This is a genomic window from Streptomyces orinoci, assembly GCF_003121295.1.
Classification (GTDB): domain Bacteria; phylum Actinomycetota; class Actinomycetes; order Streptomycetales; family Streptomycetaceae; genus Streptomyces; species Streptomyces orinoci.
This window is the reverse complement of the sequence record NZ_PHNC01000008.1, coordinates 220,180-246,872: the sequence shown is the minus strand read 5'-3', so window position 1 is coordinate 246,872 and position 26,693 is coordinate 220,180. Positions and strand designations below refer to the sequence as shown.

24 protein-coding genes and 1 pseudogene are annotated in these 26,693 nt (G+C 70.5%); 20 read left to right on the top strand and 5 right to left on the bottom strand.

What is annotated here, in order from left to right; all coding sequences use genetic code 11:
- Positions 1-22 precede the first annotated feature (22 nt).
- The 12 genes and pseudogenes from CV755_RS06460 (at position 23) to CV755_RS06405 (ending at position 10,461) form a co-directional block, all read left to right on the top strand.
- Positions 23-1,717: a nitrite/sulfite reductase gene (locus CV755_RS06460; RefSeq protein ID WP_109279189.1), complete on the top strand. Its 1,695-nt coding sequence runs from the start codon at positions 23-25 to the stop codon at positions 1,715-1,717.
- A complete protein-coding gene (locus CV755_RS35065; protein ID WP_109279188.1) occupies positions 1,714-1,881 on the top strand; it encodes a hypothetical protein in 168 nt (55 codons plus the stop codon). Before CV755_RS06460 ends, CV755_RS35065 begins: the two co-directional genes overlap by 4 nt.
- The gene (locus CV755_RS06450; RefSeq protein WP_109279187.1) at positions 1,878-2,561 is read left to right on the top strand and encodes a phosphoadenylyl-sulfate reductase; all 684 of its coding nucleotides are present in this window, start codon (positions 1,878-1,880) and stop codon (positions 2,559-2,561) included. The genes CV755_RS35065 and CV755_RS06450 overlap by 4 nt, the downstream gene beginning before the upstream one ends.
- A 61-nt stretch (positions 2,562-2,622) precedes the next feature.
- On the top strand, positions 2,623-3,162 hold the full coding sequence (gene cysC / locus CV755_RS06445; protein WP_109279186.1) for an adenylyl-sulfate kinase: 540 nt from the start codon (positions 2,623-2,625) through the stop codon (positions 3,160-3,162).
- Positions 3,159-4,067 carry a sulfate adenylyltransferase subunit CysD gene (gene cysD / locus CV755_RS06440; RefSeq protein WP_109279185.1) on the top strand — a complete coding sequence of 303 codons (909 nt, stop codon included), beginning with the start codon at positions 3,159-3,161 and terminating at the stop codon, positions 4,065-4,067. Before cysC ends, cysD begins: the two co-directional genes overlap by 4 nt.
- A 2-nt stretch (positions 4,068-4,069) precedes the next feature.
- Positions 4,070-5,416, top strand: a complete 1,347-nt coding sequence (locus CV755_RS06435; RefSeq protein WP_422070506.1) for a sulfate adenylyltransferase subunit 1 — start codon at positions 4,070-4,072, stop codon at positions 5,414-5,416.
- Position 5,417: 1 nt separating this feature from the next.
- Positions 5,418-6,506 carry an aliphatic sulfonate ABC transporter substrate-binding protein gene (locus CV755_RS06430; protein ID WP_109279184.1) on the top strand — a complete coding sequence of 363 codons (1,089 nt, stop codon included), beginning with the start codon at positions 5,418-5,420 and terminating at the stop codon, positions 6,504-6,506.
- Positions 6,507-6,544: 38 nt separating this feature from the next.
- Entirely contained in the window at positions 6,545-7,354 is an 810-nt protein-coding gene (locus CV755_RS06425) for an ABC transporter ATP-binding protein (RefSeq protein ID WP_109279183.1), read from the top strand.
- Positions 7,341-8,405 (top strand): ABC transporter permease, encoded by a 1,065-nt coding sequence (locus CV755_RS06420; protein ID WP_241561008.1) that lies wholly within the window; start codon positions 7,341-7,343, stop codon positions 8,403-8,405. The genes CV755_RS06425 and CV755_RS06420 overlap by 14 nt, the downstream gene beginning before the upstream one ends.
- Positions 8,402-9,202: a sirohydrochlorin chelatase gene (locus CV755_RS06415; RefSeq protein WP_109279182.1), complete on the top strand. Its 801-nt coding sequence runs from the start codon at positions 8,402-8,404 to the stop codon at positions 9,200-9,202. The genes CV755_RS06420 and CV755_RS06415 overlap by 4 nt, the downstream gene beginning before the upstream one ends.
- 112 nt (positions 9,203-9,314) lie before the next feature.
- Positions 9,315-9,701, top strand: a pseudogene (locus tag CV755_RS06410) (alpha/beta hydrolase); the annotation flags it as partial.
- A gap of 322 nt (positions 9,702-10,023) precedes the next feature.
- Positions 10,024-10,461, top strand: coding sequence for a hypothetical protein (locus CV755_RS06405; protein ID WP_109279181.1), 438 nt, complete (start codon positions 10,024-10,026; stop codon positions 10,459-10,461).
- Here CV755_RS06405 and CV755_RS06400 read toward each other — a convergent pair.
- Entirely contained in the window at positions 10,445-10,927 is a 483-nt protein-coding gene (locus CV755_RS06400) for a MarR family winged helix-turn-helix transcriptional regulator (RefSeq protein WP_241561007.1), read from the bottom strand. The two genes, CV755_RS06405 and CV755_RS06400, sit on opposite strands and share 17 nt — an antisense overlap.
- Positions 10,928-11,068: 141 nt before the next feature.
- Here CV755_RS06400 and CV755_RS06395 point away from each other — a divergent pair, with 141 nt between their 5' ends.
- Positions 11,069-11,908, top strand: a complete 840-nt coding sequence (locus tag CV755_RS06395; RefSeq protein WP_109279180.1) for an NmrA family NAD(P)-binding protein — start codon at positions 11,069-11,071, stop codon at positions 11,906-11,908.
- Positions 11,909-11,993: 85 nt separating this feature from the next.
- Here the strand turns inward: CV755_RS06395 and CV755_RS06390 are convergent, their stop codons facing one another.
- Both CV755_RS06390 and CV755_RS06385 read right to left on the bottom strand, forming a co-directional pair.
- Positions 11,994-13,220, bottom strand: coding sequence for a S8 family peptidase (locus CV755_RS06390; protein WP_109279179.1), 1,227 nt, complete (start codon positions 13,218-13,220; stop codon positions 11,994-11,996).
- A gap of 217 nt (positions 13,221-13,437) precedes the next feature.
- Positions 13,438-14,106, bottom strand: a complete 669-nt coding sequence (locus CV755_RS06385; protein WP_109279178.1) for a ribonuclease FAU-1 family protein — start codon at positions 14,104-14,106, stop codon at positions 13,438-13,440.
- A 278-nt stretch (positions 14,107-14,384) separates the two neighbouring features.
- Between CV755_RS06385 and CV755_RS06380 the strand changes: the two genes are divergently transcribed.
- Positions 14,385-15,263 (top strand): phosphotransferase enzyme family protein, encoded by an 879-nt coding sequence (locus CV755_RS06380; protein ID WP_109279177.1) that lies wholly within the window; start codon positions 14,385-14,387, stop codon positions 15,261-15,263.
- 147 nt (positions 15,264-15,410) lie between these two features.
- On the opposite strand, the gene CV755_RS06375 is transcribed toward CV755_RS06380, so the two are convergent.
- Both CV755_RS06375 and CV755_RS06370 read right to left on the bottom strand, forming a co-directional pair.
- Complete coding sequence (locus CV755_RS06375) at positions 15,411-16,130, bottom strand: exonuclease domain-containing protein (protein ID WP_109279176.1); 720 nt, start codon at positions 16,128-16,130, stop codon at positions 15,411-15,413.
- Between the two features lie 79 nt (positions 16,131-16,209).
- A complete protein-coding gene (locus CV755_RS06370; RefSeq protein ID WP_109279175.1) occupies positions 16,210-17,442 on the bottom strand; it encodes an SAV2148 family HEPN domain-containing protein in 1,233 nt (410 codons plus the stop codon).
- Between the two features lie 307 nt (positions 17,443-17,749).
- Between CV755_RS06370 and glgX the strand changes: the two genes are divergently transcribed.
- The 6 genes from glgX (at position 17,750) to CV755_RS06345 (ending at position 26,664) form a co-directional block, all read left to right on the top strand.
- Positions 17,750-19,876 (top strand): glycogen debranching protein GlgX, encoded by a 2,127-nt coding sequence (gene glgX / locus CV755_RS06365; protein ID WP_109279174.1) that lies wholly within the window; start codon positions 17,750-17,752, stop codon positions 19,874-19,876.
- A gap of 40 nt (positions 19,877-19,916) precedes the next feature.
- Positions 19,917-22,289, top strand: a complete 2,373-nt coding sequence (gene treY / locus CV755_RS06360) for a malto-oligosyltrehalose synthase (RefSeq protein WP_109279259.1) — start codon at positions 19,917-19,919, stop codon at positions 22,287-22,289.
- Between the two features lie 4 nt (positions 22,290-22,293).
- Positions 22,294-23,259 (top strand): molybdopterin-dependent oxidoreductase, encoded by a 966-nt coding sequence (locus CV755_RS06355; protein ID WP_109279173.1) that lies wholly within the window; start codon positions 22,294-22,296, stop codon positions 23,257-23,259.
- A gap of 261 nt (positions 23,260-23,520) precedes the next feature.
- Complete coding sequence (locus CV755_RS34525) at positions 23,521-23,664, top strand: hypothetical protein (protein ID WP_161968604.1); 144 nt, start codon at positions 23,521-23,523, stop codon at positions 23,662-23,664.
- 57 nt (positions 23,665-23,721) lie between these two features.
- A complete protein-coding gene (locus tag CV755_RS06350) occupies positions 23,722-24,954 on the top strand; it encodes a cupin domain-containing protein (protein ID WP_109279172.1) in 1,233 nt (410 codons plus the stop codon).
- Positions 24,955-25,161: 207 nt separating this feature from the next.
- Complete coding sequence (locus CV755_RS06345) at positions 25,162-26,664, top strand: M28 family metallopeptidase (RefSeq protein WP_109279171.1); 1,503 nt, start codon at positions 25,162-25,164, stop codon at positions 26,662-26,664.
- The last annotated feature ends 29 nt before the right edge of the window (positions 26,665-26,693 follow it).

Here is a 26,693-nt window from a genome sequence, read left to right as displayed (position 1 = left end):
CCCGAAGAAGGACCAGATCGCCATGGCTGCCACCGCCGATTCCCCCACCGCCCGGCCCGGGCGCAAGACCGGCCGCCATCGTGGCGAAGGCCAGTGGGCCGTTGGCCACTTCACCCCGCTGAACTCCAATGAGCAGATCAAGAAGGACGATGACGGTCTCAATGTGCGGACACGCATTGAGACGGTCTATGCCAAGGCGGGCTTCCACTCCATCGACCCCAGCGATCTGCGCGGCCGGATGCGCTGGTGGGGGCTGTACACCCAGCGCAAGCCGGGCATCGACGGCGGCAAGACCGCGGTGCTGGCCCCCGAGGAGCTGGACGACGAGTTCTTTATGCTCCGGGTGCGCATCGACGGCGGCCGGCTGACCACCGAGCAGCTGAGGGTGATCGGCGAGGTCTCCCAGGAGTTCGCCCGCGGCACCGCGGACATCACCGACCGGCAGAACATCCAGTACCACTGGATCCGGATCGAGGATGTGCCGGAGATCTGGCGGCGGCTGGAGGCGGTGGGCCTGTCCACCACGGAAGCCTGCGGTGACACTCCCCGGGTGATCCTGGGGTCCCCGGTGGCCGGGATAGCCGAGGACGAGATCATCGACGGCACCCCCGCCATCGAGGAGATCCACCGCCGCTTTATCGGCAACCCCCAATTCTCCAACCTGCCCCGCAAGTTCAAGACCGCCATCTCGGGCTCACCGCTGCTGGACGTGGCCCATGAGATCAATGACGTGGCCTTTGTCGGCGTACGCCACCCCGAGCTCGGCCCCGGCTTCGACCTCTGGGCCGGCGGCGGGCTGTCCACCAACCCCAGGCTCGGGGTGCGGCTGGGCGCCTGGGTCCCGCTGTCCGAGGTGCCGGATGTGTTCGCCGGGGTCATCGGGATCTTCCGCGACTACGGCTACCGGCGGCTGCGCAACCGCGCCCGGCTGAAGTTCCTGGTCGCCGACTGGGGCGCGGAGAAGTTCCGCCGGGTGCTCGAGCAGGAGTACCTGGGCCGCGCCCTGGCGGACGGGCCGCCGCCCGGACAGCCGGTGGAGCGCTGGCGGGACCATGTGGGCGTCCACCGCCAGCGCGACGGCCGCTACTACATCGGCTTCGCGCCCCGGGTGGGCCGGGTGGACGGCGCCACCCTGACCAAGGTCGCCGAACTGGCCGCCGCCCATGGCTCCGGCCGCCTGCGCACCACCGCCGAGCAGAAGATGATCGTGCTCGATGTGGCCGAGGAGCAGGTGGACTCCCTGGTGGCCGGGCTGGAGGCACTGGACCTGCGGGTCAGCCCCTCCCCCTTCCGGCGCGGCACCATGGCCTGCACCGGCATCGAGTTCTGCAAGCTGGCCATTGTGGAGACCAAGGCGCGCGGCGCCTCGCTCATCGACGAACTGGAGCGCCGCCTGCCGGAGTTCGACGAGCCCCTCACCATCAATGTCAACGGCTGCCCCAACGCCTGCGCCCGTATCCAGGTGGCGGACATCGGTCTCAAGGGCCAGCTGGTCCTGGACAAGCACGGCAACCAGGTCGAGGGCTACCAGGTGCACCTGGGCGGTGCGCTGGGCCTGACCCCCGGCTTCGGCCGCAAGGTCCGTGGCCTGAAGGTCACTTCGGCCGGGCTGCCGGACTATCTGGAACGCCTGCTGCGGCGCTACCTCCAACAGCGCCTGGACGGCGAGCGGTTCGCCGCCTGGGCGGCCCGCGCGGACGAGGGGGATCTCCAGTGAGCGAGCGCGCCGCCCCCTTCTACTGCCCCTACTGCGGGGACGAGGACCTGCGCCCCGGCGAACAGGGCCATGGCGCCTGGGAATGCGCCGCCTGCAACCGGGCCTTCCGGCTCTCCTTCCTCGGCCTGCTCGCCCGCACCACACCCCAGGAGCCGCCGCGATGAACGCACTTGAGCAACTGGCCGTCCGGGCGGGCCGCGAACTGGAGGACGCCCCCGCGCCGGACATCCTGCGCTGGGCCGCCGACACCTTCGGCTCCCGCTTCTGTGTCACCTCCTCCATGGAGGACGCCGTGGTCGCCCATCTCGCCTCCCGGGTCCGCCCCGGCGTGGACGTGGTGTTCCTGGACACCGGCTACCACTTCCCCGAGACCATCGGCACCCGCGACGCCGTGGCGGCCGTGCTGGACGTACGGGTGATCACCCTCACCCCGCGCCAGACCGTCGCCGAACAGGACGCCGCCCATGGCCCCCGGCTGCACGACCGCGACCCCGACCTGTGCTGCGCCCTGCGCAAGGTCCGTCCGCTCCAGGAGGGGCTGGCCGGTTACGACGCCTGGGCCACCGGGCTGCGCCGCGATGAGTCCCCCACCCGCGCCCACACCCCCGTGGTCGGCTGGGACGCCCGGCGCGGCAAGGTCAAGGTCGCGCCGATCGCCCGCTGGACCCAGGACCAGGTGGACGCCTATATCGCCGAGCACCAGGTGCTCGTCAACCCGCTGCTGATGGACGGCTATTCGTCCATCGGCTGCGCCCCCTGCACCCGCCGTACCACGGCCGGCGAGGACCCCCGGGCCGGCCGCTGGGCGGGCCGGGGCAAGACCGAATGCGGCCTGCACGGATGACCGCCCGAACCCGTATGACCACCCAACCCCGGTTGACCGCCCGAACCCTGGGAGTAGCCCGATGACTGGTGCCACGGTGTGGCTCACCGGCCTGCCGAGCGCGGGCAAGACAACAATCGCCCGCGCCCTGGCGGACCGGCTGCGCGCCGAGGGGCGCCCGGTGGAGGTGCTGGACGGCGACGAGATCCGCGAATTCCTCTCCGCCGGCCTGGGCTTCACCCGCGCCGACCGCGACACCAATGTGCAACGCATCGGATTTGTCGCCCAGTTGCTCGCCGCGCATGGCGTGACCGTCCTGGTGCCGGTGATCGCCCCCTACGCCGACTCCCGGGAGGCCGTCCGCAAGCGCCATCAGCAGCGCGACACCGGATTTCTGGAGGTGCATGTGGCCACCCCCGTGGAAGTCTGCTCGGTACGCGACGTCAAGGGCCTCTACGCCCGCCAGGCCGCGGGCGAGATATCCGGCCTGACCGGAGTGGACGACCCCTATGAGGAACCGGCCGCACCCGATCTGCGGATCGCCGCCCATCAGCAGTCCGTGGCGCAGTCGGCCGAGGCCGTCTACCGGCTCCTGGCCGGCCGGGGGGTGCTGGACCGGTGAACGAGGCCCCGTACACCCTCTCCCACCTGGACGCCCTGGAATCCGAGGCGGTGCATGTCTTCCGCGAGGTGGCGGGGGAACTGGAGCGCCCGGTGCTGCTGTTCTCCGGCGGCAAGGACTCCATCGTCATGCTCCACCTGGCCCGTAAGGCATTCGCCCCGGCCGCCCTGCCCTTCCCGCTGCTGCATGTGGACACCGGGCACAACTTCCCCGAGGTGCTGGGCTACCGGGACCGCACCGTGCTGGAGTACGGGCTGCGCCTGCATATCGCCTCCGTCCAGGAGTTCATCGACGACGGCCGGCTGCGCGAACGGCCCGACGGCACCCGCAACCCCTTGCAGACCCTGCCGCTGCTGGACGCCATCGAACGCCACCGCTTCGACGCGGTCTTCGGCGGCGGCCGCCGGGACGAGGAGAAGGCCCGCGCCAAGGAGCGGGTGTTCTCGCTGCGCGATGAGTTCGGCGCCTGGGACCCCCGCCGCCAGCGCCCGGAGCTGTGGCAGCTGTACAACGGCCGCCATGCGCCCGGCGAACATGTCCGGGTCTTCCCCCTGTCCAACTGGACCGAGCTGGATGTCTGGCAGTACATCGCCCGGGAGAAGATCGAACTGCCCGCGATCTACTTCGCCCATGAGCGCGAGGTCTTCGCCCGCGACGGCATGTGGCTGGCCCCCGGCGCCTGGGGCGGCCCCCGCGAACACGAGCCGCTGCAACGGCGGATGGTGCGCTACCGCACCGTCGGCGATATGTCCTGCACCGGAGCGGTGGACTCCGAGGCGGCCACCGTGGAGCAGGTGATCGCCGAGATCGCCGCCTCCCGGCTCACCGAACGGGGCGCGACCAGGGCCGACGACAAGCTGTCCGAGGCCGCCATGGAGGACCGCAAGCGCGAAGGGTACTTCTGACCATGAGCACCATCAGCTCCGCGAACACCATGAGCACCACCACGACCGCCACCTCGCTGCTGCGCTTCGCCACCGCCGGTTCCGTGGACGACGGCAAGTCCACCCTGGTCGGCCGGCTGCTCCATGACTCCAAGTCGCTGCTCGCCGACCAGCTGGAGGCCGTGGAGCACGCCTCCCGCGACCGTGGCCATGACGCCCCCGACCTGGCCCTGCTCACCGACGGGCTGCGCGCCGAACGCGAACAGGGCATCACCATCGACGTGGCCTACCGCTACTTCGCCACCGCACACCGCCGCTTCATCCTGGCCGACACCCCCGGGCATGTGCAGTACACCCGCAATATGGTCACCGGCGCCTCCACCGCCGAACTGGCCGTGGTCCTCCTCGACGCCCGCAACGGCATCGTGGAACAGACCCGCCGGCATGCCGCGGTCGCCGCCCTGCTGCGCGTCCCCCATCTCGTCCTGGCCGTCAACAAGATGGACCTCGTCGGCTATGCGGAGGAGGTGTTCGCCCCGCTCGCCGAGGAGTTCACCCGCTATGCCACCTCGCTGGGCGTCCCCGAGGTCACCGCCATCCCGGTCTCCGCGCTCGCCGGGGACAATGTGGTCACCCCGTCCGCGCATATGGACTGGTACGGCGGCCCCACGGTGCTGGAGCACCTGGAGAACGTACCCGTGGCCGTGGACCCCACCGGCGACCCGGCCCGCTTCCCCGTCCAGTACGTCATCCGGCCCCGTACCGCCGACCACCCCGACTACCGTGGCTACGCGGGCCAGTTGGCCTCCGGAGTGCTGCGTACCGGAGACCGGGTGCGGGTGCTGCCCTCCGGCCGTACCAGCACCATCGCCGCCATCGACGCCCTGGGCGAGCCGGTACGGACCGCCTGGGCGCCCCAGTCGGTCACCCTCCGCCTCACCGACGACCTGGACATCTCACGCGGTGACCTGATCGCCCCCGCCGAGGACGCGCCCACCCCCACCCAGGACGTCCGGGCCACCGTCTGCCATCTGGCCGACCGGCCGCTGCGGGCCGGCGACCGGGTGCTGCTCAAGCACACCACCCGCACCGTCAAGGCCATCGTCAAGGCCCTGCCCTCCCGGCTCGACCTCGCCGGCCTCGCCCAACTCCCGGTCGGCGACGGGCTCCAGGCCAATGACATCGGCCAAGTGCTGCTGCGCACCGCCGAACCGCTGGCCCTGGACGACTACCGCGACAACCGCCGCACCGGCTCCTTTCTGCTGATCGACCCCGCCGATGGCACCACCCTCACCGCGGGCATGGCGGGCACGGCCTTCGGCTCCGGCGCGGCCGGGCGGCCGGACACGGACCACGGCTGGGACTTCTGATATGCGCCGGACCTCCCTGCGCGCCGCCGCCCTCACCGCCCTGCTGCTGACGGGGCCAACGGCCTGCGGCTACGGCTCCCAGAAGGACACCGGCAAGGCCGCCGTGGTGGCCCATGGCACCAAGCTCTCCGCCGCCACGGTGCGCATCGGCTACTTCCCCAACCTCACCCACGCCACCGCGCTGGTCGGCGACCAACAGGGCATCATCCAGCGGGAACTGGGCGGCACCGTCCTGAAGTCCAGCACCTTCAACGCCGGGCCCGCCGAGATCGAGGCGCTCAACGCCGGATCCATCGACATCGGCTGGATCGGCCCCTCCCCCGCCATCAATGGCTACACCAAGTCCAAGGGCGAGAGCCTGCGGATCGTCTCCGGCTCGGCCTCCGGCGGCGTCAAGCTGGTGGTGGACCCCAAGAGGATCCACTCCCTGGACGAGGTGAAGGGCAAACGGATCGCCACCCCGCAGAAGGGCAACACCCAGGACGTGGCCTTCCTCAACTGGCTGGCCCAGCGCGGCTGGCGGACCGATCCCCAGTCCGGCAAGGGTGAGGTCTCCGTCCTCCGCATCGACAACAAAATCACCCCCGACGCGTTTAAGTCCCACTCGGTGGACGGCGCCTGGGTGCCCGAACCCACCGCTGCCAAGCTGGTGGCCGAGGGCGGCAAGGTGCTGCTGGACGAGTCCGCGCTATGGCCGGACGGCAAGTTCGTGATCACCAATGTGGTGGTGTCCCGGAAGTTCCTGGCCGCCCACCCCGATGTGGTGGAGGCCGTACTGCGTGGCTCGGTGAAGACCAACGCCTGGATCAGGGCCAACCCCGGCCCGGCCGAAAACGCCGCCAACACCGCCCTCGAGCGGCTCACCGGCAAGGCCCTGCCCCCCGAAGTCCTCGATCCCGCCTGGCGGAGCATCCAGGTCACCGATGACCCGCTGGCCGCCACCCTGGACACCGAGGCGGCCCACGCGGTCGCCGCGGGGCTGCTGGACAAGCCCGATCTCTCCGGTATCTATGACCTCACCCTGCTCAACAAGGTGCTCAAGTCCCAGGGCAGGACGCCGGTTTCCGCCGCGAAGCTCGGCAGGCAGTGATGGCAGCAGTGCTGGCGCTCCCCTTCAGGAGGTTCCGGATGCCCCCGACGACCACCACTGACCGGCACGAGCGGACGGCCGTGGCGTCCGGCCTCCCGGCCGCCGTCCGTATCGAGCACATCCACAAGAGCTTCGGCTCTGCGGGCTCCGGCCCCGCCCGCCCCGTACTGGAGGACATCAACCTCCGGATCCGGCCGGGAGAGTTCGTCTGCCTGCTCGGCGCCTCCGGCTGCGGCAAGTCCACCCTGCTCGGCCTGGTGGCCGGGCTGGACCGGCCCACCAGCGGCCGGATCGAGCTGGGCGGCACCCGCCCGGCGCTGATGTTCCAGGAACACGCCCTGTTCCCCTGGCTGAGCGCGGGCAAGAACATCGAACTCGCCCTGCGCCTGCGGGGCGTGCCCAGGCCGGACCGCCGGCCGGAGGCCGAGCGGCTGCTGGAGCTGGTACGGCTCGGCGGGGCGTACCGCAAGCGCGTCCATGAGCTCTCCGGCGGTATGCGTCAGCGCGTCGCCCTCGCCCGCGCCCTGGCCCAGGACAGCCAACTCCTGCTGATGGACGAGCCCTTCGCCGCCCTGGATGCCATCACCCGCGATGTCCTGCACGAGGAACTGACCCGCGTCTGGTCCCGTACCTCCCTCTCCGTCCTCTTTGTCACCCATAACGTGCGCGAGGCGGTACGGCTGGGGCAGCGGGTGGTGCTGCTCTCCTCCCGGCCCGGCCGGGTGGCCCGGGAGTGGACGGTGGACATCCCGCAGCCGCGCCGCATCGAGGACCCGGCGGTCGCCGACCTGTCCGTGGAGATCACCGAGGAACTGCGGAGGGAGATCCGCCGCCATGGCAAGCACTGAGGCCGCCGGGCAGGATGCGGCCGAGCGGGATGCGGCTGCCCCGGACGCCGCTGTCCCTGGTATCCCAGCCCCGGGCACCGCCGGGCCGGATGCGGCCGCCCCGGACGCGCCCGCGCCGCACACCACCGCCCCGAACGCGACCGTCCCGAACACAACCGGGCCAAACCCGACTGGGTCAAACCCGACCGAACCGGACTCCGCCGGGGACATCGCGGGCCTGGAGGCCGGGCTGGACGCGCTCGACAGCGCCCCGCCCCCACGCACCCCCCTCCGCCGCCTCCTCCTCCACAAGGCGCTGCCCCCCATCACCGCCGTCGCCCTCATCCTGGCCGTCTGGAAGCTCCTGGTCCTGGCCCGGATCACCGACGACTACAAGCTCCCCGACCCCACCGCGGTCTGGCACAGCCTGCGCCAACTCTGGCTCAACGGGACCCTGTTCGACATCATCTGGACCAGCGTCTCCCGTGGCCTGCTGGGCTTTCTGGCCGCCCTGGCCATCGGCACCCCGCTGGGCCTGCTGGTGGCCCGCGTCCCCGTCATCCGCGCCGCCCTCGGCCCCATCCTCTCCGGCCTGCAATCCCTCCCCTCGGTGGCCTGGGTCCCCGCCGCCGTCATCTGGCTGGGCATCACCGACTCCGCCATGTACGCGGTGATCCTGCTGGGCGCGGTGCCCTCCATCGCCAATGGCCTGGTCTCCGGCATCGACCAGGTGCCCCCGCTCTATCTGCGGGCCGGCCACACCCTGGGCGCCACCGGCCTGCGCGGCACCCGGCATATCCTCCTCCCCGCCGCCCTGCCCGGCTATCTGGCCGGCCTCAAACAGGGCTGGGCCTTCTCCTGGCGCTCCCTGATGGCCGCCGAACTCATTGCCTCCTCCCCCGACTTGGGCCTGGGGCTGGGCCAATACCTGGAAAACGCCCGCACCGACTCCGATATGCCGGGCGTACTCCTCGGCATCATCCTCATCCTGCTCATCGGCATCGCCATCGACCTGCTGATCTTCACCCCGCTGGAACGCCGGGTGCTGCGCACCCGGGGCCTGGCCTCATGACCCCCCTGCTGCTGATCGCCCACGGCAGCCGCGACCCCCGCCACGCCGCCACCATGACCGCCCTGCGCAGAGCCATCGCGGCCCGCCGCCCCGACACCCAAGTGGACCTCGCCTTCCTGGACTTCAGCCCGCCCAGCGTCCCCCGCGCCCTGGGCCGCCTGGCCGCCACCGGCACCCGCGAAGTGGTCGCCCTCCCCCTCCTGCTCACCCACGCCTTCCACGCCAAGGCCGACCTCCCCGCCGTCCTCCGCACGGCCACCGCCCACCTCCCCCGCCTGACCGTCCACCAGGCCCCCGTCCTGGGCCCCTCCCCCCTCCTCACCGCTGCCCTCGAACGGCGGCTCACCGAAGCCGGGCTGCACCCCGGCGACCGCCCCTCGACCGGCATTGTGCTGGCCTCGGCGGGCTCCTCCGACCCGGAGGCGATCGCGGTGATCGCAGCAATCGCGCGGGAGTGGCGGCACACCGGCTGGTGCGCCGTGCGACCCGCGTTCGCCTCCGCCTCCACCCCCCGCACCGAGGACGCGGTACGCACCCTGCGCGCCACGGGCGCCCGCCAAGTCGCCGTGGCCCCCTATGTCCTGGCCCCCGGCCGCCTCCCCGACCGCATCGCCGAGGGTGCCATGGCCGCCGGGGCAGATGTACTGGCCAACGTCCTGGGCCCGGCCCCCGAACTCGCCACCCTGGCCTGGCAGCGCTACGACCAAGCCGCACTCAGCGGCGGAAAACCTTTGCTCCACCAGGCCATTGGGCAACGGATTCCCGACTCCGAGCGCGAGTACGCGGCGGCGATTTAATGGGAGCGGTGGCCAATGACGCCCAATTACAGTGCGGGCATGGCCAATTACGTGCTTGTCGCGGGTGCCCGGCTGGGAGCGTGGGCGTGGGACGAGGTGGTGCCACGATTGCGGCCAGTCGTTCCTCTCGGCCTGGCCGGACGGCGGGGCGGTGGTGAGGGGCTCGATCGCGGAGCACGGAGGGTTCTGGCCGGTGGTGGGCGCGGCTCACTACGCGGGGCAGGGGCTCGGGGATGAGCAGATCGCTCGGATCGTGGCCGGATCGACACCGCATCCGGGTGCCACGCTGACCGAGCCCGCGGTGCTGGCGCGATCGCTCGGGGAGCTTCCGGGGACGTATGTGCTCTGCCTGCTCGCCGGCGCGGAGCCGGGTGAGGACGTGGCCAGGTTGCTCACCAGCAGGCAGTGGCGGCTGGTCGAGATGGACACCGGCCACTGGCCGATGTTCTCCCAACCGGGTGAATTGGCGGAGATGTTGTTGGCCGCGGCCGGGTGGTGAGGTGGTGTGCGCGTGCGGGTGCGGATGCCGCTATGAGCAGTCGTGGCGATAGGCGTACGGCCGGTCGGACGGTGCCGGTGCGAATTCGGGAAAGAGCGCGGCCATGTCCAGGGGCCGTGGTGACTCCTCGTCGATCGTCAGGATCGTCAGAACATCGGCACTGGGGAGAGAGTAAGTGGCCGGTCCGACAGGGACCGTGGCCGAGGTACGCCCGGCGCCGGATCGAACGCCGAGCCATCGATCCCTTATGCGGCCGGTGACCCGGACTATCCCGTTTCGTTCTCCTTGCGAAACCTGCCATCTGTCGTGAAGGAGAACACCCATGCGTCTGCGCACCGTGGTCGCCCCCTTGGCCGCCGCTCTGTCGATCGCCGCCGTCGCCCCCTGCGCGGCGGCGGCCGAGGCGCCCGCCGAGCGGCCGATCGTGCCGGAGGCCCTGGACTTCTCGGCGCACACCGATCTGCCGCGGACCGATCTGCTGAAGGCACCGGAGGCGAAGGCGCCGGAGGCGAAAGCACCGGAGGCCAAGGCTCCGGCGGCGCGGGGGCCGGTGGCGCCCGCGCCGGGGGTGAAGGCCCCGGAGAAGGCCGTTCAGGAGAAGTCCGGGCCGGAGGCGAACGCCTCGGAGGGCCAGGCCGTGCCGCAGCCCGCCGAGGGCGAGGAGGAGGAGCCGCAGCAGCGGAACGGGGCGCTGAGCCCGCTCACCAATGTGCTGGAGGGACTCCCGCTGCTGGGCGGCCTGTTCAGAGCTCAGCAGTAGCGGAGCCGGAACCCCGCAGGCGGTCGGCCTGTTCGCGGCCGACCGCCGACGTACGGACGAGATAGTCCCCGATGACCGCCAACTGCTCGTCCGTATAGCCCGTCAGGACGTCCCGGAACGCCGAGCCCGGGCCGTTCCAGGCCGCGCCGACCCGAGCCACCGCCCCTTCGGCCAGGACGACCAGGGTGCGCCGGCGGTCCTCCGGGTCGGCGCGGCGCTCGGCGAAGCCTGCCTTCTCCAGGCGGTCCACCAGGCGGGTGGCGGAGCCGGGCGTGAGGCCGGTGAGACGGGCGATCTCGCCGGTGCTCAGCGGGCCGTCCTCCATCTCCAGCAGGCTCAGGCACTGCAAATCCGTGGGATGCAGCCCCAGATGACAGGCCATGGCCTGGTTGAACAGGGTGTACACGGCATAGTGCCGCCGGCTCTCGTCATTGATTCGCTTCAGCAGCTCTGCCCGTTCCGGCACCGTTCGCCCTCCACGCTCTCGCGCCCCTCGACCATCGTCAGAGATATATCCCTTGCGTGACGTGATCTTTGCGCGACACAATCTCTTCGCGACGCACCATCCGCGTCATCGGGCAATTTTACGGAAGGCGAGCACATCACCATGACGACCCTGGTCACCGGAGCACGCGGACGCGTGGGACGTACGCTCATCGAGCTGCTGCACGCACGGGGGCTGCCGGTAAGGGCCGCCTCCAAGGCGCCGGAGGAACTGCAACTCCCCGCGGGCCTCGAGGCGGTGAGCTGTTCGCTGGCCGATCCCGGTACCTTCGCCGCCGCGCTGGAGGGTGTGCGGGCGGTGTTCCTCTATGCGGAGCCGGAGCATATCGACGCCTTTCTGGCGGCGGCCGCCAAGGCGGGGGTGGCGCATATCGTGCTGCTCTCCTCGTCCTCCGTGCTGGCGCCCCATGCCGCCGACCATCCCATCGCCGGGCCGCACTGGCGGGTGGAGCAGGCGCTGGCCGCCGCCTCGGTCACCTCGACCGTGCTGCGTCCCGGGCACTTCGCCACCAACGCACTGGGCTGGGCGCATGCCGTCCGCTCCGGTGGAGTGATCCGGCTGCCCTACCCCGAGGCACATGCCGACCCCATTCATGAGCGGGACCTCGCCGAGGCCGCGCTGGCCGTGCTCACCGAGCCGGACAAGGCGGGCGGGGCGCATGTCCTCACCGGGCCCGAGTCACTGACCTTCCGGGAGCAGGTGGAGCGGGTCGGGCGGGCGGCGGGACGGCCGGTCACGGTGCAGCGGGTGTCCCCGGAGGAGTGGAAGCGGGAGATGGCCCAGTACATACCCGGCCCGCTGGCCGACGCCCTGCTGGGGCTGTGGCGGGACAGTGACGGGCGGGAGCAGGAAATCACCGATGAGGTGCGGGAGTTGACGGGGCATCCGGCACGCTCGTTCGCGCAGTGGGCGCAGGACCATGCGGCGGACTTCGGCGGCTGAGACGGCGGATGGCCGGCCGTCGTGTCCCGTGGGGGTGGGACACGACGGCCGGCCAAGGGAATTCCCGGCTACCGGGCGGACCCGGTTACTTGGTGGTGATCCTCAGCAGCCTGTTGGGCGTGCCCGCACCCGGGTTGGAGATCTTGTCCGGGGTGGCGGCGGCGACCAGGGCCGACTCCACCTGGGCGGGGGTGGCGTCCTTGTGCTCGGCGAGGTAGATCGCGGCGGCGCCGGTCACATGCGGGGTGGCCATCGAGGTACCGGAGATGGTCTTGGTACCGGAGTCGCTGTCGTTCCAGTCGGAGGTGATGTCCGTACCGGGCGCGTAAAGGTCCACCACACTGCCGTAGTTGGAGTACTCGGCCTGCTGGTCGTCCTTGGTGCTGGCGGCGACGGTGATCGCCTCCTTCACCCGGGCCGGGGAACTCTCGCCCGCGTCGGTGGACTCATTGCCCGCCGCCACCGCGAAGGTGACACCCGAGGCGATGGCCTTGCTCACCGCCGCGTCCAGGGCCTCGTCCTTGCCGCCGCCAAGGCTCATATTGGCGACCGAGGGGCCCTTGTGGTTCTTGATGACCCAGTCGATTCCGGCGACCACCTGCTCGGTGGAGCCCTGGCCCTGGGCGTTGAGCACTCTGACGGCCACCACCTTGGCCTTCTTGGCGACACCATGGGCGCTTCCGGCGATGGTGCCCGCGACATGGGTGCCATGGCCATTGCCGTCGTCCGCGTTGTCGTTGTTGTCCACGGCGTTGAAGCCATAGGAGGCGCGGCCGCCGAAGTCCTTGTGGCTGATGCGGATACCGGTGTCGATGACGTAGGCGGTCACGCCCTCGCCCGCGCTGTCCGGGTAGTTGTACTTGCCGTCGCCCTTGGTCTCGGCCTGGTCGATGCGGTCAAGCCCCCAGGAGGGTGGGGCCTCCTGGGTGGCGTTGATGCTGAAGCGGTGGTTCTGGACGACCTTGGCCACGGCCGGGTCGGCGGCCAGCCGCTTGGCGTCGGCCCGGTCCAGGCCGCTGGCGGAGAAGCCGTGCACGGCCGAGTTGTAAGTGCGGTTGAGCTTGCCGCCATAGCGCTCGGCGAGGCTCTTGCTCTCGGCGGAGACGGAGCGGGCGGCGGGGCCGTCCTTCAGCATCACTATGTAACTGCCGTCGATGGCACCCTTGGTGTCCGCCTCATAGACGGTGCCTTCCTTGGACGGCGAGGCGTCGGCGGGCAGAGCCAGCAGAGTGGCTCCGGCGGTGACGGCCGTGGCGGCGGATATCGCCAGCATCAGCCGTCGGTTCTTGCCGGCGCGCTTGTGCGTTGCCATAACGAGGTTGCCTCCTCGTGCGGTTGTGTGGGGGGGTGCGCGGTGCGCAACAACACCCGGCACAGCGGAAGATCCGCCTCCGGGTGGTTCAGAACCCTTTCAGGATTGACACGCCCACTTCAACACCCATGGCCAGGTGTGACATACGCAACGCACTTGCGTATCCGTTAAACGCCTTTTAACCACGCCAAATTGGGCCCCTTGCGGCGGGACTCCCTCACATCTCGCTGAACGACGGCAATTCCGGCAACGGCCATCCGGATTCCGGTTTCCAGTTCAACCAACCTTCGAAATAGGCAGTTTGACGCTCCGACAGCAACGCGAGGGCGCGTTCACGGGCCGACTCGATACGGGTGTGCTCGGCGTCGTCGATGATGCCGAGCCGCCGCCCCTGGGCGTACTCGTCCTCGTCCTTCCAGGTGTGCGCGGACAGGTCCGGTTCCACGACCAGGTCCAGCAGCAGATCCCGGGTGTCGATGCCAAAGGCGGTACGGACAAAGGGAAGTTCGAAGTTGATGTACCAGTGGAGGGGGCGGTGGGCGGCGTCGAAGAAGAGGTGGACGCTGAAGTGCTCACCGGCTTCGAAGCGGCTGAGCACGGTGGTATTGCGCCACTGCCAGCGGCCCAGCTCCCAGGTGCCGGCGGCCAGATCGGCGAAGCCGCGGTCGCGGGCGGCTTCCTGGGCCGCCCGGTCGGCCATGTTCAGGGAGTCGATATAGGTGGTCGGGGCCAGCCCCTCCACGCCGGGCCAGTGGGCCAGGGTGAGGGTGCGGCCGGTGTCCGCCAGGACCCGGCGGGGGGCGGCCGTCCATACCCGGCCCTGGAAAATGTCCCGGCGGATGGCGGTTGCGCCCGGCTGAAAGCGGTGTGTGGTTTTGACCGTCATGACGGTCATTGTGTCGGGCCCCGCCGCTGCGACACCGGGTGCCCCGGTAGGGGCGCGGGGCGGTTGCATTTGCGGCTCCGCCGCGTGGGCGCGAGCAACCGGAGTCGGCCCGCAGCCGAACTTCAAGCCCCGGCACACCGCTCCTGTATACGTTTCCGTCTGCGGACCGCAGGTGGCTGGTCGCGCAGTTCCCCGCGCCCCTACCGGGGCACCCCGAATCCGCATCGTGCCGGTAAGAGAGACTTGACCGGACCGGCCCCAGGAAAGGGAGGCAATACGTGGCGGAAACGGCATTCACCGAGGCGAGGGCACGCGAACTGCTGGCGGCGGCAGGTGTGACCGGCCCCACAGCGGACCACGCGGAACTGCTGGCGCTGGGCGAGAACGCGGTGTTCACCGCCGGCGGCCTGGTGGCCAAGGTGGGCCGGGACCCCTCCCTGCTGGACCGGGCCCGCCGCGAGGTCCACGTCTCCTCCTGGCTGGCGGAGAGCGGAGTTCCGGCGGTACGGGCCGCGGAGCGCGAGGTGCTGGTGGCCGACGGGCACCCGGTCACCCTCTGGCACCGGCTCCCCGATCCCGTGCGTCCCGCCGAACCCGCCGATCTGGCCGGGCTGCTGTGCCTGGTGCACGCCCTGCCCGAACCGGACTTCGCGCTGCCGGCCCGGGATCTGCTCGGCGGGGTGGAGCGCTGGCTGAGGCTCGCCGGAGCCGCCATCGATCCGGCCGACGCGGAGTATCTGCGCGAGCGCCGGGACGCCTTCCAGGCCGCGGCCGCCGAGCTGGTGCCCGCCCTGCCGCCGGGCCCGGTGCACGGGGACGCACTGCCGCGCAATGTGCACATCACCCCGGACGGGCCGGTGCTGGTGGATCTGGAGACCTTCGCCCGGGATCTGCGGGAGCACGATCTGGTGGTGATGGCCCTCAGCCGGGACCGATATGGCTTGGGCGAGGAGGCGTACCACTCCTTTGTCCGGACCTATGGATGGGATGTCCGGGAATGGGCGGGTTGTGCGGTGCTGCGCGGCGCCCGGGAGACGGCCAGTTGTGCCTGGGTGGCCCAGCACGCACCGGGCAACCCGGCCGCGGCAGCGGAATTCCGCCGCCGGGTAGGGTCGTTGCGGGACGGGGATTCCACGGTGCGCTGGTATCCGTTCTGACCCCGGCCCGGGAACGGCTCTTGACCTACCGCTAGGGGCGCCCCATCAGGGGCGCGGGGCGGCTATTCGATATGCGGCTCCGCCGCGTGGGCGCGACCAGCCACACACAACCCCCACGTAACAGGTGACCCCGGGGTAGGGGGCCGCTCACTGAGGAACCACACCCGGCGGCACCAGCGGCCAAGCCGACGGAATCCGTGCGCCGGGGTCCGTGCGCCGCAGATGCCGCTGGAGGGACTCGGCCTGTTCGGCCGCCGCCCGTATCTGGAGGGCGTGCAGTTCGGCCGGGGTGGCCGCGCCCAGCAGGTGGTGTCGCTGGCCCAGCCGCCGCGCCGCCCGGGCCGCGGCCACCGCGTCGGCCGCGGCCTCGTGCGCCTCCTCCAGCGGCACCCCGTAGTGGGCGCACAGCGCCTGGAGAGTGCGCCGGCCCTTGCGGTAGCGGTCCGCGTGCTTGTCCAGCACCAGCGGGTCCAGCACCGGCGCGGGCTCCCCGCCCAGCCGTTCGGAGAGCGGGGTGACGCCATGCCGCCGGCACTCGCGGTCCAGCAGGGAGAGGTCATAGCGGGCGTTCATCACCACCAGCGGGACGCCCGCGGCCAGCGACTCGGCCAGCGCCCCGGTGATCTCCGCTATGGCAGTGGCCGCCAAGACCCCATGCGCACGGGCGTATTCGGTGGAAATGCCGTGAATCGCCGTGGCCTCGGCCGGAATGGGCACTCCCGGGTCGATCAGCCATACCCGCCGGGAGGCCGGCGAGCCGTCCGGCGCCAGCCCCACCAGGGCGGCGCTGACAATGCGGTCGGTCTCGATATCGGTGCCGGTGGTCTCCAGGTCGAATCCGGTCAGCGGCTCACCGTGCCAGGACATGGCGGGTTTCCCCCTTCGTGGTGCTTCCCCCGTTGGTGGTTCCACCCTCGCATGCCCCACTGACAGTGGCGGTCCGGCCTCAGGAGACCGGCCGCGAATCCTCCCAAACCCCCTCGAACTCCTCGCGATAGGTATCAAACAGGCCGTGCTCCTGTTCAAAGCCCTCGCTCAGCAGCCCGTTGTGCCCGCGCAGCACCAGCACCGGGGACTCCATGCCCCGGGCCTTGCGCAGATAGGGCTGCACCACGGCCACCCCGTCCGCCCCGTCCCCGTTGACCAGATAGGCGGTGAAGCGGGGGGTCTCGTCGAAGACCCGGATCTCAAAGGCGGCCGGATCGCGCAGCCGGTCCCGTACCCGCCGCAGATGGATGATGTTCATCTCCACCGAGCGGCTCATCTCACCCTTCTTCAGCCCCAGTTCCCGCTCCCGGCGGCGCACCGCGCTGCTGGCCGGGTTGAGGAAGAGCAGCCGGGCCCGGCAGCCTGACTCGGCCAGCCGCACCAGGCGCCGTCCCGAGTAGTTCTGCACCAGCAGATTGAGCCCGATGCCCACCGCGTCCAGCCGCCGGGCGCCGCCGAAGAGGTCCTCCACCGGCAACTGCCGCTGGAGCCGCACCCGGTCGGGGTGGACGCCCACCACATCGGCGTAGCGATCGCCGACCAGGTCCTCCACCGCATCCACCGGCAGCCGTCCGCTCATCTCGCCGCCTCCGCCCAGTATCCCCAGCAGCCGGGCCGCGGCCCGTTCGGCCTGGGCCAGTACGGTCTGGGACAGGGCCCGGTTGCGGGAGACCACATTGCGCGCCACCTCCAGCTCGTCCAGGACGAGTTCGAGTTCCCGGCGGTCGTCCAGATAGGGCTCGAAGCAGGGCCAGTGCTGTACCAGCAGCTCCCGCAGCTGGGGGAGGGTGAGGAAGCTGAGCACATTGTCGTCGGCGGGGTCCAGCAGATAGCCCTTGCGGCGGCTGACCTCGTGCACCGCCACCGCCCGCTGTACCCACTCCTGCCCGGCCGGTCCGGCGGCGGCGATGACCCATTCCTCGCCGTGCACCGGTTCATAGATGGGCCGCAGCACCGCGGAGACCACCGCGCGCAGCCGCTGTTCCACCAGGTTGAGCCAGATATAGGCGCGTCCGGCCCGGCGGGCGCGGGTGCGCACCTCGTTCCAGGCGGCGGCGCCCCAGTCCAGTTCGGCCCCGATCTCACCCGGGCGTGCCAGGGACACCGCACCGGGGGTGGGCTCCACCATGCCCTCTCCCCCCGGCTCGCCCCCACCGTCCGCAGGGGGCAGCTCCAGCCCGCCCGAGCTCACCTGTACACCGCCTTCCGCCCCCGTCCAATGATCACCGCAGACTACTGTGCCCGCCGGACGCGGCGCACATGGGGCCGTGGGGCGGCCGGCGAACTGGTCCCCGCTCATGGCCGGTTGTGCCAGCCCTCAGGGCCGTGAGTGACCCGGCTCATAGTGACCCGGGGAGCGGACGGGGGTCGTCACCCGGGTGGAGGAGGGCAAAGCGGCGGTGGTCCGGACCGGTTTTGGGGAAGATCTGAACCCCGGCGGAACGGGAAGACGAGGCCCAAGGAACCCGGTCTGACCGGGACGAGCGAAAGAGTCTCCTATGCAGGTCTGGCCCGGACAGGCGTATCCCCTCGGTGCCACTTACGACGGCGCCGGCACCAACTTCGCGGTGTTCTCCGAGGCCGCCGAGCGTGTGGAGCTGTGTCTGCTGCACGACGACGGCTCGGAGACGGCGGTCGAACTCAAGGAGAGTGACGCCTTTGTACGGCATGCCTATCTGCCGGGGGTGATGCCCGGCCAGCGGTATGGCTTCCGGGTACACGGGCCGTATGAGCCGGAGCGGGGGCACCGCTGCAACTCCGCCAAACTGCTGCTGGATCCCTACGCTCGCGCGGTGAGCGGGGCGGTCAATTGGGATGAGGCGGTCTACGGCTATCACTTCGGCCGGCCGGAGAAACGCAATGACATGGACTCCGCCCCGCACATGATGACCTCGGTCGTGGTCAATCCGTACTTCGACTGGGGTGATGACCGTCCGCCGCGTACCGACTACCACCGCACGGTGATCTATGAGGCGCATGTCAAAGGCCTGACCATGCTGCATCCGGCGCTGCCGGAGGAGGTACGCGGGACCTATGCGGGGCTGACCCACCCGGCCGTGCTGGAACACCTCACCGAACTGGGGGTCACCGCACTGGAGCTGATGCCGGTGCACCAGTTCGTCCAGGACCACCGGCTGGTGGACTCCGGCCTGGCCAACTACTGGGGCTACAACACCATTGGCTTCTTCGCCCCGCACAACGCCTATGCCTCCTGGGGCGACCGGGGCCAGCAGGTGCTGGAGTTCAAGTCGGCGGTACGCGCCCTTCATGAAGCGGGCATCGAGGTCATTCTGGATGTGGTCTACAACCACACGGCGGAGGGCAACCACCTGGGGCCCACCCTCTCCTTCCGGGGGCTGGACAATGCCTCGTACTACCGCCTGGCCGATGACCCGCGCTACTACATGGACACCACCGGCACCGGCAACTCCCTGCTGATGCGCAGCCCGCACGTCCTCCAGCTGATCATGGACTCGCTGCGCTACTGGGTGACCGAGATGCATGTGGACGGCTTCCGCTTCGACCTGGCGGCCACCCTGGCCCGGCAGTTCCATGAGGTGGACCGGCTCTCCTCGTTCTTCGACCTGGTACAGCAGGACCCCGTGGTCAGCCAGGTGAAGCTGATCGCCGAGCCCTGGGATGTGGGCGAGGGCGGCTACCAGGTGGGCAATTTCCCCCCGCTCTGGACCGAATGGAACGGCAAGTTCCGGGACACCGCCCGGGACCTCTGGCGCGGCGAACCGGCCACCCTGGCCGAGTTCGCCTCCCGGCTGACCGGCTCCTCCGACCTCTACCAGGGCGACGGCAGGCGGCCGTTGGCCTCCATCAACTTCGTCACCTGCCATGACGGCTTCACGCTGCACGACCTGGTCTCCTACAACCACAAGCACAACGAGGCCAATGGCGAGAACAACCAGGACGGCGAGAGCCACAACCGGTCCTGGAACTGCGGCGCCGAGGGCGAGACGGACGACCCCGGCATCCTGGCGCTGCGCGAGCGCCAGATGCGCAACTTCATCGCCACCCTGCTGCTCTCCCAGGGCGTGCCCATGCTCAGCCATGGCGATGAGTTCGCCCGTACCCAGCACGGCAACAACAACGCCTACTGTCAGGACAACGAGCTGTCCTGGGTGCACTGGCCGCACCCCTATGAGGAGGGCTCGGCGGCGGCCCGCCGGATGCTGGCCTTCACCCGCTCCCTGGTCTGGCTGCGCCGGGACCAGCCGGTCTTCCGGCGGCGCCGTTTCTTCCATGGGCGTCCCGTACGCGGCACTCATGATGAACTGTCCGACATCGCCTGGTTCACCCATGAGGGAGAGGAGATGCGGGAGCACGACTGGCAGGCGGCGCACGCCAAGTCGCTCACCGTCTTCCTCAACGGCGGCGCCATCTCCGAACCCGGCCCGCGCGGCGAGCCGGTGCTCGGCGACTCCTTCCTGCTGCTGTTCAACGCCCATGACCAGCCACTGGACTTCACCGTGCCGGTGGACCACGGCAGGCAGTGGCAGCTGGTGGTGGACACGGCGCGTGCCGAGGGCGTGACCGAGGACGGACCGAAGGTCGCGGCGGGCGACCGGCTCACGGTGACCGACCGCAGCCTTATGGTGCTCCAACGTCCCCTGTAGGCCCCGTGGATGGGCATTCGGCTGGGTACGTATGTTCAGCATGAAGCGTGACAGCTCGGCCCCGCCCACCGCCACCTACCGCCTCCAGCTGCAGCCCCGCTTCCCGTTCGCGGCGGCGGAACGGGCGGTGCCCCGCCTCGCCTCGCTGGGCGTCTCGCACCTGCACCTGTCCCCCGTCCTGGAGGCCGTGCCCGGCTCCACCCACGGCTATGACATCACCGACCACACGACCGTACGCACCGAACTGGGCGGCGAGGAGGGGCTACGCACGCTGGCCCGTACCGCGCACGCCCATGGCCTGGGCCTGATCGCGGACATTGTGCCCAACCATATGGCCGTCCCGGTGCCCCAGCGCCTCAACGGGCCGCTGTGGCAGGTGCTCCGGGACGGCCCGGCCTCCCCCTGCGCCCGCTGGTTCGACATCGACTGGGCCGAACACGGCGGCAAACTGCTGCTGCCCATCCTGGCCGGACGACTGGGCGAGGAGCTGGACCACTTCACCGTGGACGGGGCCGAACTGCGCTACTACGACCATGTCCTGCCGCTGCGGCCCGGCACCGAACGGCTGCCACTGCCCGAGCTGCTGGACGCCCAGTGGTACCGGCCCGCCTGGTGGCGGCTGGCCCGTACCGAGCTCAACTACCGCCGCTTCTTCACCGTTCCGGAACTCATCGCGGTACGGGTGGAGGACCCCGAGGTCTTCGCCGCCACCCATGCCACGGTGCTGCGGCTGCTGGCGGACGGGGTGCTGGACGGGCTGCGGGTGGACCACCCGGACGGGCTGGCCGACCCGGCGGGCTATCTACGGCGGCTGCACCAGGCCACCGGGGGACGGTGGACGGTGGTGGAGAAGATCCTCGCCCGGGACGAAACCCTGCCCGACGACTGGCCGGTGGCCGGCACCACCGGCTACGACGCCCTGCACCGGCTGGACGGCCTGTTTGTGGACGGTGAGGGGTACTCGGAACTCACCTCGTCCTACCGAGAGTTCACCGGCGCACCGCCCGACCGGGGCGGCGACTGGCCGGCCACCGTGCGGCGCGCCGCCTACCGGGTGATCACCCATGATCTGGCCACCGAGACCGAACGTCTGGTACGCGGCGCGCTGCGGCTCTGCGAGACCTCGCACCGCTTGCGGGACCACGCCCCCTGGGCGCTGCGCACCGCGCTCCGCGAGATCCTGGTGCGGCTGCCGGTCTACCGGCCGTATGTCACGCCCGGCCAGGGCGTCCGCCCGGCGGACAGCGCCATGCTGGACCGGGCGGCGCAGGACGCCCGTTCGGCATTCGCGGTGCCGGAGGAGGCGGCGGCGGTGGAGCTGGTGCGGGACGCCGCGCTGGGGCGGCTCGGCGACGGGCCGGAACACCGGGACTTCTGCGCCCGGTTCGCCCAGACGGCGGCGGCGCTGCGGGCCAAGTCGGTGGAGGACACGGCCTTCTACCGTTTTGTGCCGCTGCTGTCCGCCAATGAGGTGGGCGGCTCACCGGACCGTCCCGCCGTCTCGCCCGAGGAGTTCCACTCCTTCTGCGCCCGGGCACAGCGCGAACGGCCATTGGGCGGGACCCTGCTGTCCACCCATGACACCAAGCGCAGTGCGGATGTCCGGGCCCGGTTGGCCGTGCTGAGCGAAGTGCCGGAACGCTGGACCGGCTTGCTGGCACAGCTGGCCTCGTCCGTGCCCGCCCCCGACCCCCAGCTGGCCTGGCTTGCCTGGCAGAGCGCGTTCGGCCTGGGCCGACCTGACGCACTACGGCTGGTTCCGGCGATCGTCAAAAGCGTGCGTGAGGCGGCGCTGCGCACCAGCTGGACGGAGCCGGACGAGGCATATGAGCGGGCCGTGGAGTCCTTTGTGACGGCCGGCCCCTGCGGCCCGTCCTTCTCTCAACTCAATTCTTTTGCCGTCGAATTGACCCCCTCCATACGCGCCAATGTGCTGGGCGCGGCGCTGCTGCACCTGACCATGCCCGGTGTGCCGGACCTCTATACCGGCAGCGAACGGGAATACCGGGCGCTGGTCGATCCGGACAACCGGCGGCCGCCCGAGGAGCCGGACGGCCAGGAGGCCGGATTGTCCACGGAAAAGCTCCATCTCACCCGTACTGCACTGCGGTTGCGGCGGGCGCACCCCGAGTGGTTCGGCGCCGATGCCACCTACCAGCCACTGGCGGCCACCGGCCCGTCGGCCGGTCACGCGGTGGCCTTTGTACGTTCCGGACAGGTGGCAGCCGTGGCCACCCGTCTCTCCAAATCCCTTTTCGCCAGCGGCGGTTGGCGGGACACGGCGCTTGAACTGCCCGGCGGCGGACCCTGGCGCGATCTGCTGACCGGCCGCTCCTGTCCCGAGCGAGTGCTGCTGGCCCGGTTGCTGCACCGTTATCCGGTGGCACTGCTGGTGCGGGAGTCCACAGGATGAGGGAATGGATCCTGTTCTTACCGACACCTTTGTAACCCCTGTTGACCGGGTCTTCTTCCGCAAGCACCTCAGCGTGCCGGAGATCGACGCCAAGAGCTGGACGCTCAGTGTGGAGGGCCTGGTGGACCAACCACTGCGGCTGAGCCTGTCCGATATCGAGGCGCTGCCCGCCCAGCGCCGCACCGTGGTCCATGAGTGCTTCGGCAACCCCTTCTCGCCCGATGTGCCCACCCGGGCGGTGGCCAATCTGGAATGGACGGGGGTACCGCTGGCCACACTGCTGGACCGGGCAGCGCCGCAGGCCTCGGCGCGGCACATCTGGTTCGAGGGCGCGGACCGGGGCAGTTTCCTCGGCGAGGACGGGCTGACTTTCCTCAAGGACCTCCCCCTGGAAGCCGCCCGCGAGCACACGCTGCTCGCCTATCTGCTGAACGGGCAGCCCCTGCCCACCCGCCATGGCTTCCCGCTGCGGGCCGTGGTCCCGGGCATGTTCGGCACCAACTCGGTGAAATGGCTCAGCCGTATCGTTCTCGCCGACCACAGGCCGGAGCATATGTTCACCACCCGGCTGTACAACCGGGTGCTGCCGGGCAGCACAACTCCCATCCCGGTACGGGAGATCGACGTCAACAGCAAGCTGCTGTCCCCGCGCGACGGGGAGCAACTGCCCGGCCCGCGAGTGGAGATCAGCGGCCGGGCCTGGAGTCTGACCGAGGTGACGGGGGTGGAGGTCGCGGTGGACGACGGCCCCTGGGAGCCCGCCGCACTGCACCCCCGCGGCTCCGACCTCGCCTGGCAGCCCTTCTCCCTCACCCGGACGCTGGCCCCTGGCACACACCGGATCCGCTCCCGGGCCACGGACCGGGAGGGGAGAATGCAGCCGGGGCCGGGGGCGCGGAATTCGGTGCATGAGATCACGGTTGAGGTCGCCGCTCAGGGGCGGCGGCCGCCCGCCGTGCTTCTCCAGTGACGGGACAAAGCGGACGGGTTGTCCGCCGGCAAGCTCCACCTGTGCCGCACGACGCTACGGCTGCGCCAGGCGCATCCAGTGTGTACTTCGTGCTCGGTCCGGCGTTGTTCTCGCCCGCCCGCATCCAGCCGGCCCCGGCAAGGCGAGGCCGTCGGCTACCGCCGTTGTCGCACGCTCGCCGGTGAATCAATCGGCCATGGTATGGGACCGCCGACACCGGAGAGCTAGGTTTGCCCCCACCATTGAGGAGGTGCACTTGCCATGGCAAAGTCACTTGATCCGGCGCAGATTTCGGTCGAACGCCCTTCGGGACCGGCGGCTCCACGGACCAACTATGACGGTCCCTACCCCCAGTTGGACGACGGGGACTGGTGGGATCCGTCCTTCGGCGACGAGGACGACTGACCCACCGCTGCCGCCGCCCGCACCGCAGGACAACTTCCTTCCGTGAGGAGCCCTTTGATGACCCTTCTCGCGGATCAGGGGGAGGCTGCGCCCCGTGCGCAGCCTTGCGCTGATCTCTCACGGCTTATTCGTCCCTTCACCCTCGACACCTTCCGGCGGGAGCACTGGGAGCGCCGGCCGCTGCTCGTCCGGCGCCATGACCCCCTGTATTTCGCGGAATTGCTGACCTTGGAAGATGTGGACACGGCGCTCTCGCTCTCCGGCGGACGACTGGACGGCCTCCGCGTCGTACTGGACGGCAAGGAGACGCGGCTCGCCTCGCTCGCCGCCTCCCGGGGGCCCAACGGCAGCGTCAACGCGCTGGAGGAGCTATACGCCTGCTATCGGAACGGCTCCACCGTCGTTCTGAACGCGCTGGAGCAGTGGAATCCGCGCCTACAGCGGCTGGCCGATGCGCTGGGGACGGAGCTGAGCGCCCGTATCCAGGCCAATGTCTATGTCACTCCGCCCGGCGCGCGCGGATTCGTACCCCACTACGACACACACGATGTCTTCGTGGCCCAGATCCACGGCACAAAACGCTGGCAGCTCGCCTCGCAGCCGCATGAGTTGCCGATGAAGAACGAGCCTTACGACAAGTCCCGGCCGGAACCGGCCGTTGAGCAGGAGTTCGACCTGGAACCGGGGGACCTGCTGTATCTGCCGCGCGGTGCCGTGCATTCGGCGACGTCGAACGAGACGGTGTCGGTACACGTCACCTTGGGGGTCCATCCGCTGCTCTATGGCGAGGTGATCGAGCATGCGTTGCGCCGGCTGTTCTCACGGGACGTGCGATTCCGGCGGGGACTGCCCATGGGGTTCGCCTCCGATGCGGAGGCTCGGCGGGAGGTCGAGCGGACGGTCGCCGAATTGCTCGCCACGCTGCCGACTGCCCTCTCCCCCGCGGACATCGCCGACGAGTCGGTCACGCGAGCCGTCTCGATCGCCACGCCGGTGCTCCACGGGCACCTGGCCGACCTGGATTCCCTGGCCGGCCTCGGCCTCACCACTCCACTGCGCGTCCGCACGGGCCTGCGCTGGAACCTCACCGTCACCGGGGACACGGTCGCCCTGGAGTTCCACAACAAGGCGGTGCGGATGCCCGCCGCCGTCGCCGAAGAGGTGTGCTATGTCGCCGAGCGCGGGCCGGCGGCTTTCACTGCCGACGCGATCCCCGGCGATCTGGACGGACCGGGGCGCCTCACCCTGGTACGCGCGTTGCTACGGGAGGGGTTCCTCACCTTCGGGTGAGCCACCGGTCGAGACGCTGCGCCGGGAGTTGGACGTGATCCCCGGGTTGGTTCTGCGCCGGTTCACTGGGGGCGGGTGCCCTCGTAGTGTGGGGGCGGACCCCGAGCGGGGACGGGACGATGGCGCGTCGTCGTGAGCTGTCTCTGCTTCTCACCGGGCCGAAACCGGACCTTGCGGGGGTGTTGAGGCCGGCGTGACGATGGCGGCATGACGCAGCCGGGCGAGGACGCGAGCGGCAGACACAACGGTCACGACGGGAACAGCGGGCGGGATGGTCGGGGTACGGCCCGGCGTACGCTGCTCCGCGCGGCCACGGTCGGTACGGCCGCCCTCGGGCTGTCGTCGGAAGCGGCGCTGTCATCGGCGGCGGCCGGACCGGCACGGTCCGGGCCGGCGCGGCCCGAAGGGCCCGCCTGCCACCGGCCCACCGAACAGCCCCCTTCGCACGAACTCCGCGCGCTGCTGCGGGAGATCGACCCCCGCCGTATCGAGGCGACCGTCCGCAAACTGGTCTCCTTCGGCACCCGGCACACCCTGTCCGCCCAGAACGATCCCGTACGCGGCATCGGCGCGGCCCGCGACTGGCTCCTCGCCGAGCTGCGCCGCTGCGCACGGGCCTCCGGTGGCCGGATGACCGTGGAGCTCCAGTCGTACATACAGCAGCCCGCGTCCCGTATCCCGGTGGCGACCAGGATCACCAACGTCGTTGCAACACTGCGGGGTTCGGTCACGCCCGACCGGATCTATGTGGTCTCGGGACACTACGACTCGCGGAACAGCGACCCGATGAACGCGACCGGCGACGCGCCCGGCGCCGACGACGACGCCTCCGGGGTGGCCGTCGCGCTGGAGCTGGCCCGGGTCTTCGCGACCCGGCGGCCGGCCGCGACCGTGGTGTTCGCGGCGGTGGCGGGCGAGGAGCAGGGGCTGTACGGGGCCGGGCACATGGCCCAGACGTACCGGGACCGGCAGGCCGACGTCCAGGGCATGTTCACCAACGACATCGTGGGCAGCCCGACCGCCGAGGACGGCTCGCGCGACCCGTACACGATCCGGCTGTTCGCCGAGGGGGTACCGACCTCGGAGACACCGGAGCAGGCCGAGGTGCGGCGCTCGGTGGGCGGCGAGAACGACTCGCCCTCGCGCCAGCTGGCCCGGTTCGTCCGGGACACCGCCGAGAACGACGCGACGGGGATGCGGGTACGGGTGGTGTACCGCCGGGACCGCTATCTGCGCGGCGGCGACCACATCCCGTTTCTCCAACGAGCCTATCCGGCGGCGCGGTTCACCGAACCCGCCGAGAACTACGCGCACCAGCACCAGGACGTGCGGGTGGTGGAGGGCAAGCAGTACGGGGACCTGCCCGAGTTCTGCGACTTCGGTTTCATCGCCCGGGTGGCCCGGGTGAACGCGGCCGCCCTGTGGTCCCTCGCCCAGGCCCCCGGCACCCCGCGCGGAGCGAAGATCCGCACCGCCGTCCTCGGCAACTCCACCGAGCTGGTGTGGGAACGCGGCCCGGAGCCGGACCTTGCCGGATACGAGGTGGTGTGGCGGGAGACCACGGAGCCGGAGTGGACCCACGTCGTCCCGGCCGGGAACGTGACCCGGCATACCGTCAACTTGTCCAAGGACAACGTCTTCTTCGGCATCCGCGCGCTCAGCCGCTCCGGCCTGCGCAGCCCGGTTGCCTTCTGCGAACCTCAGCCGTGAGGCCCCCTTGGTTCACACGCGAGCGCGCC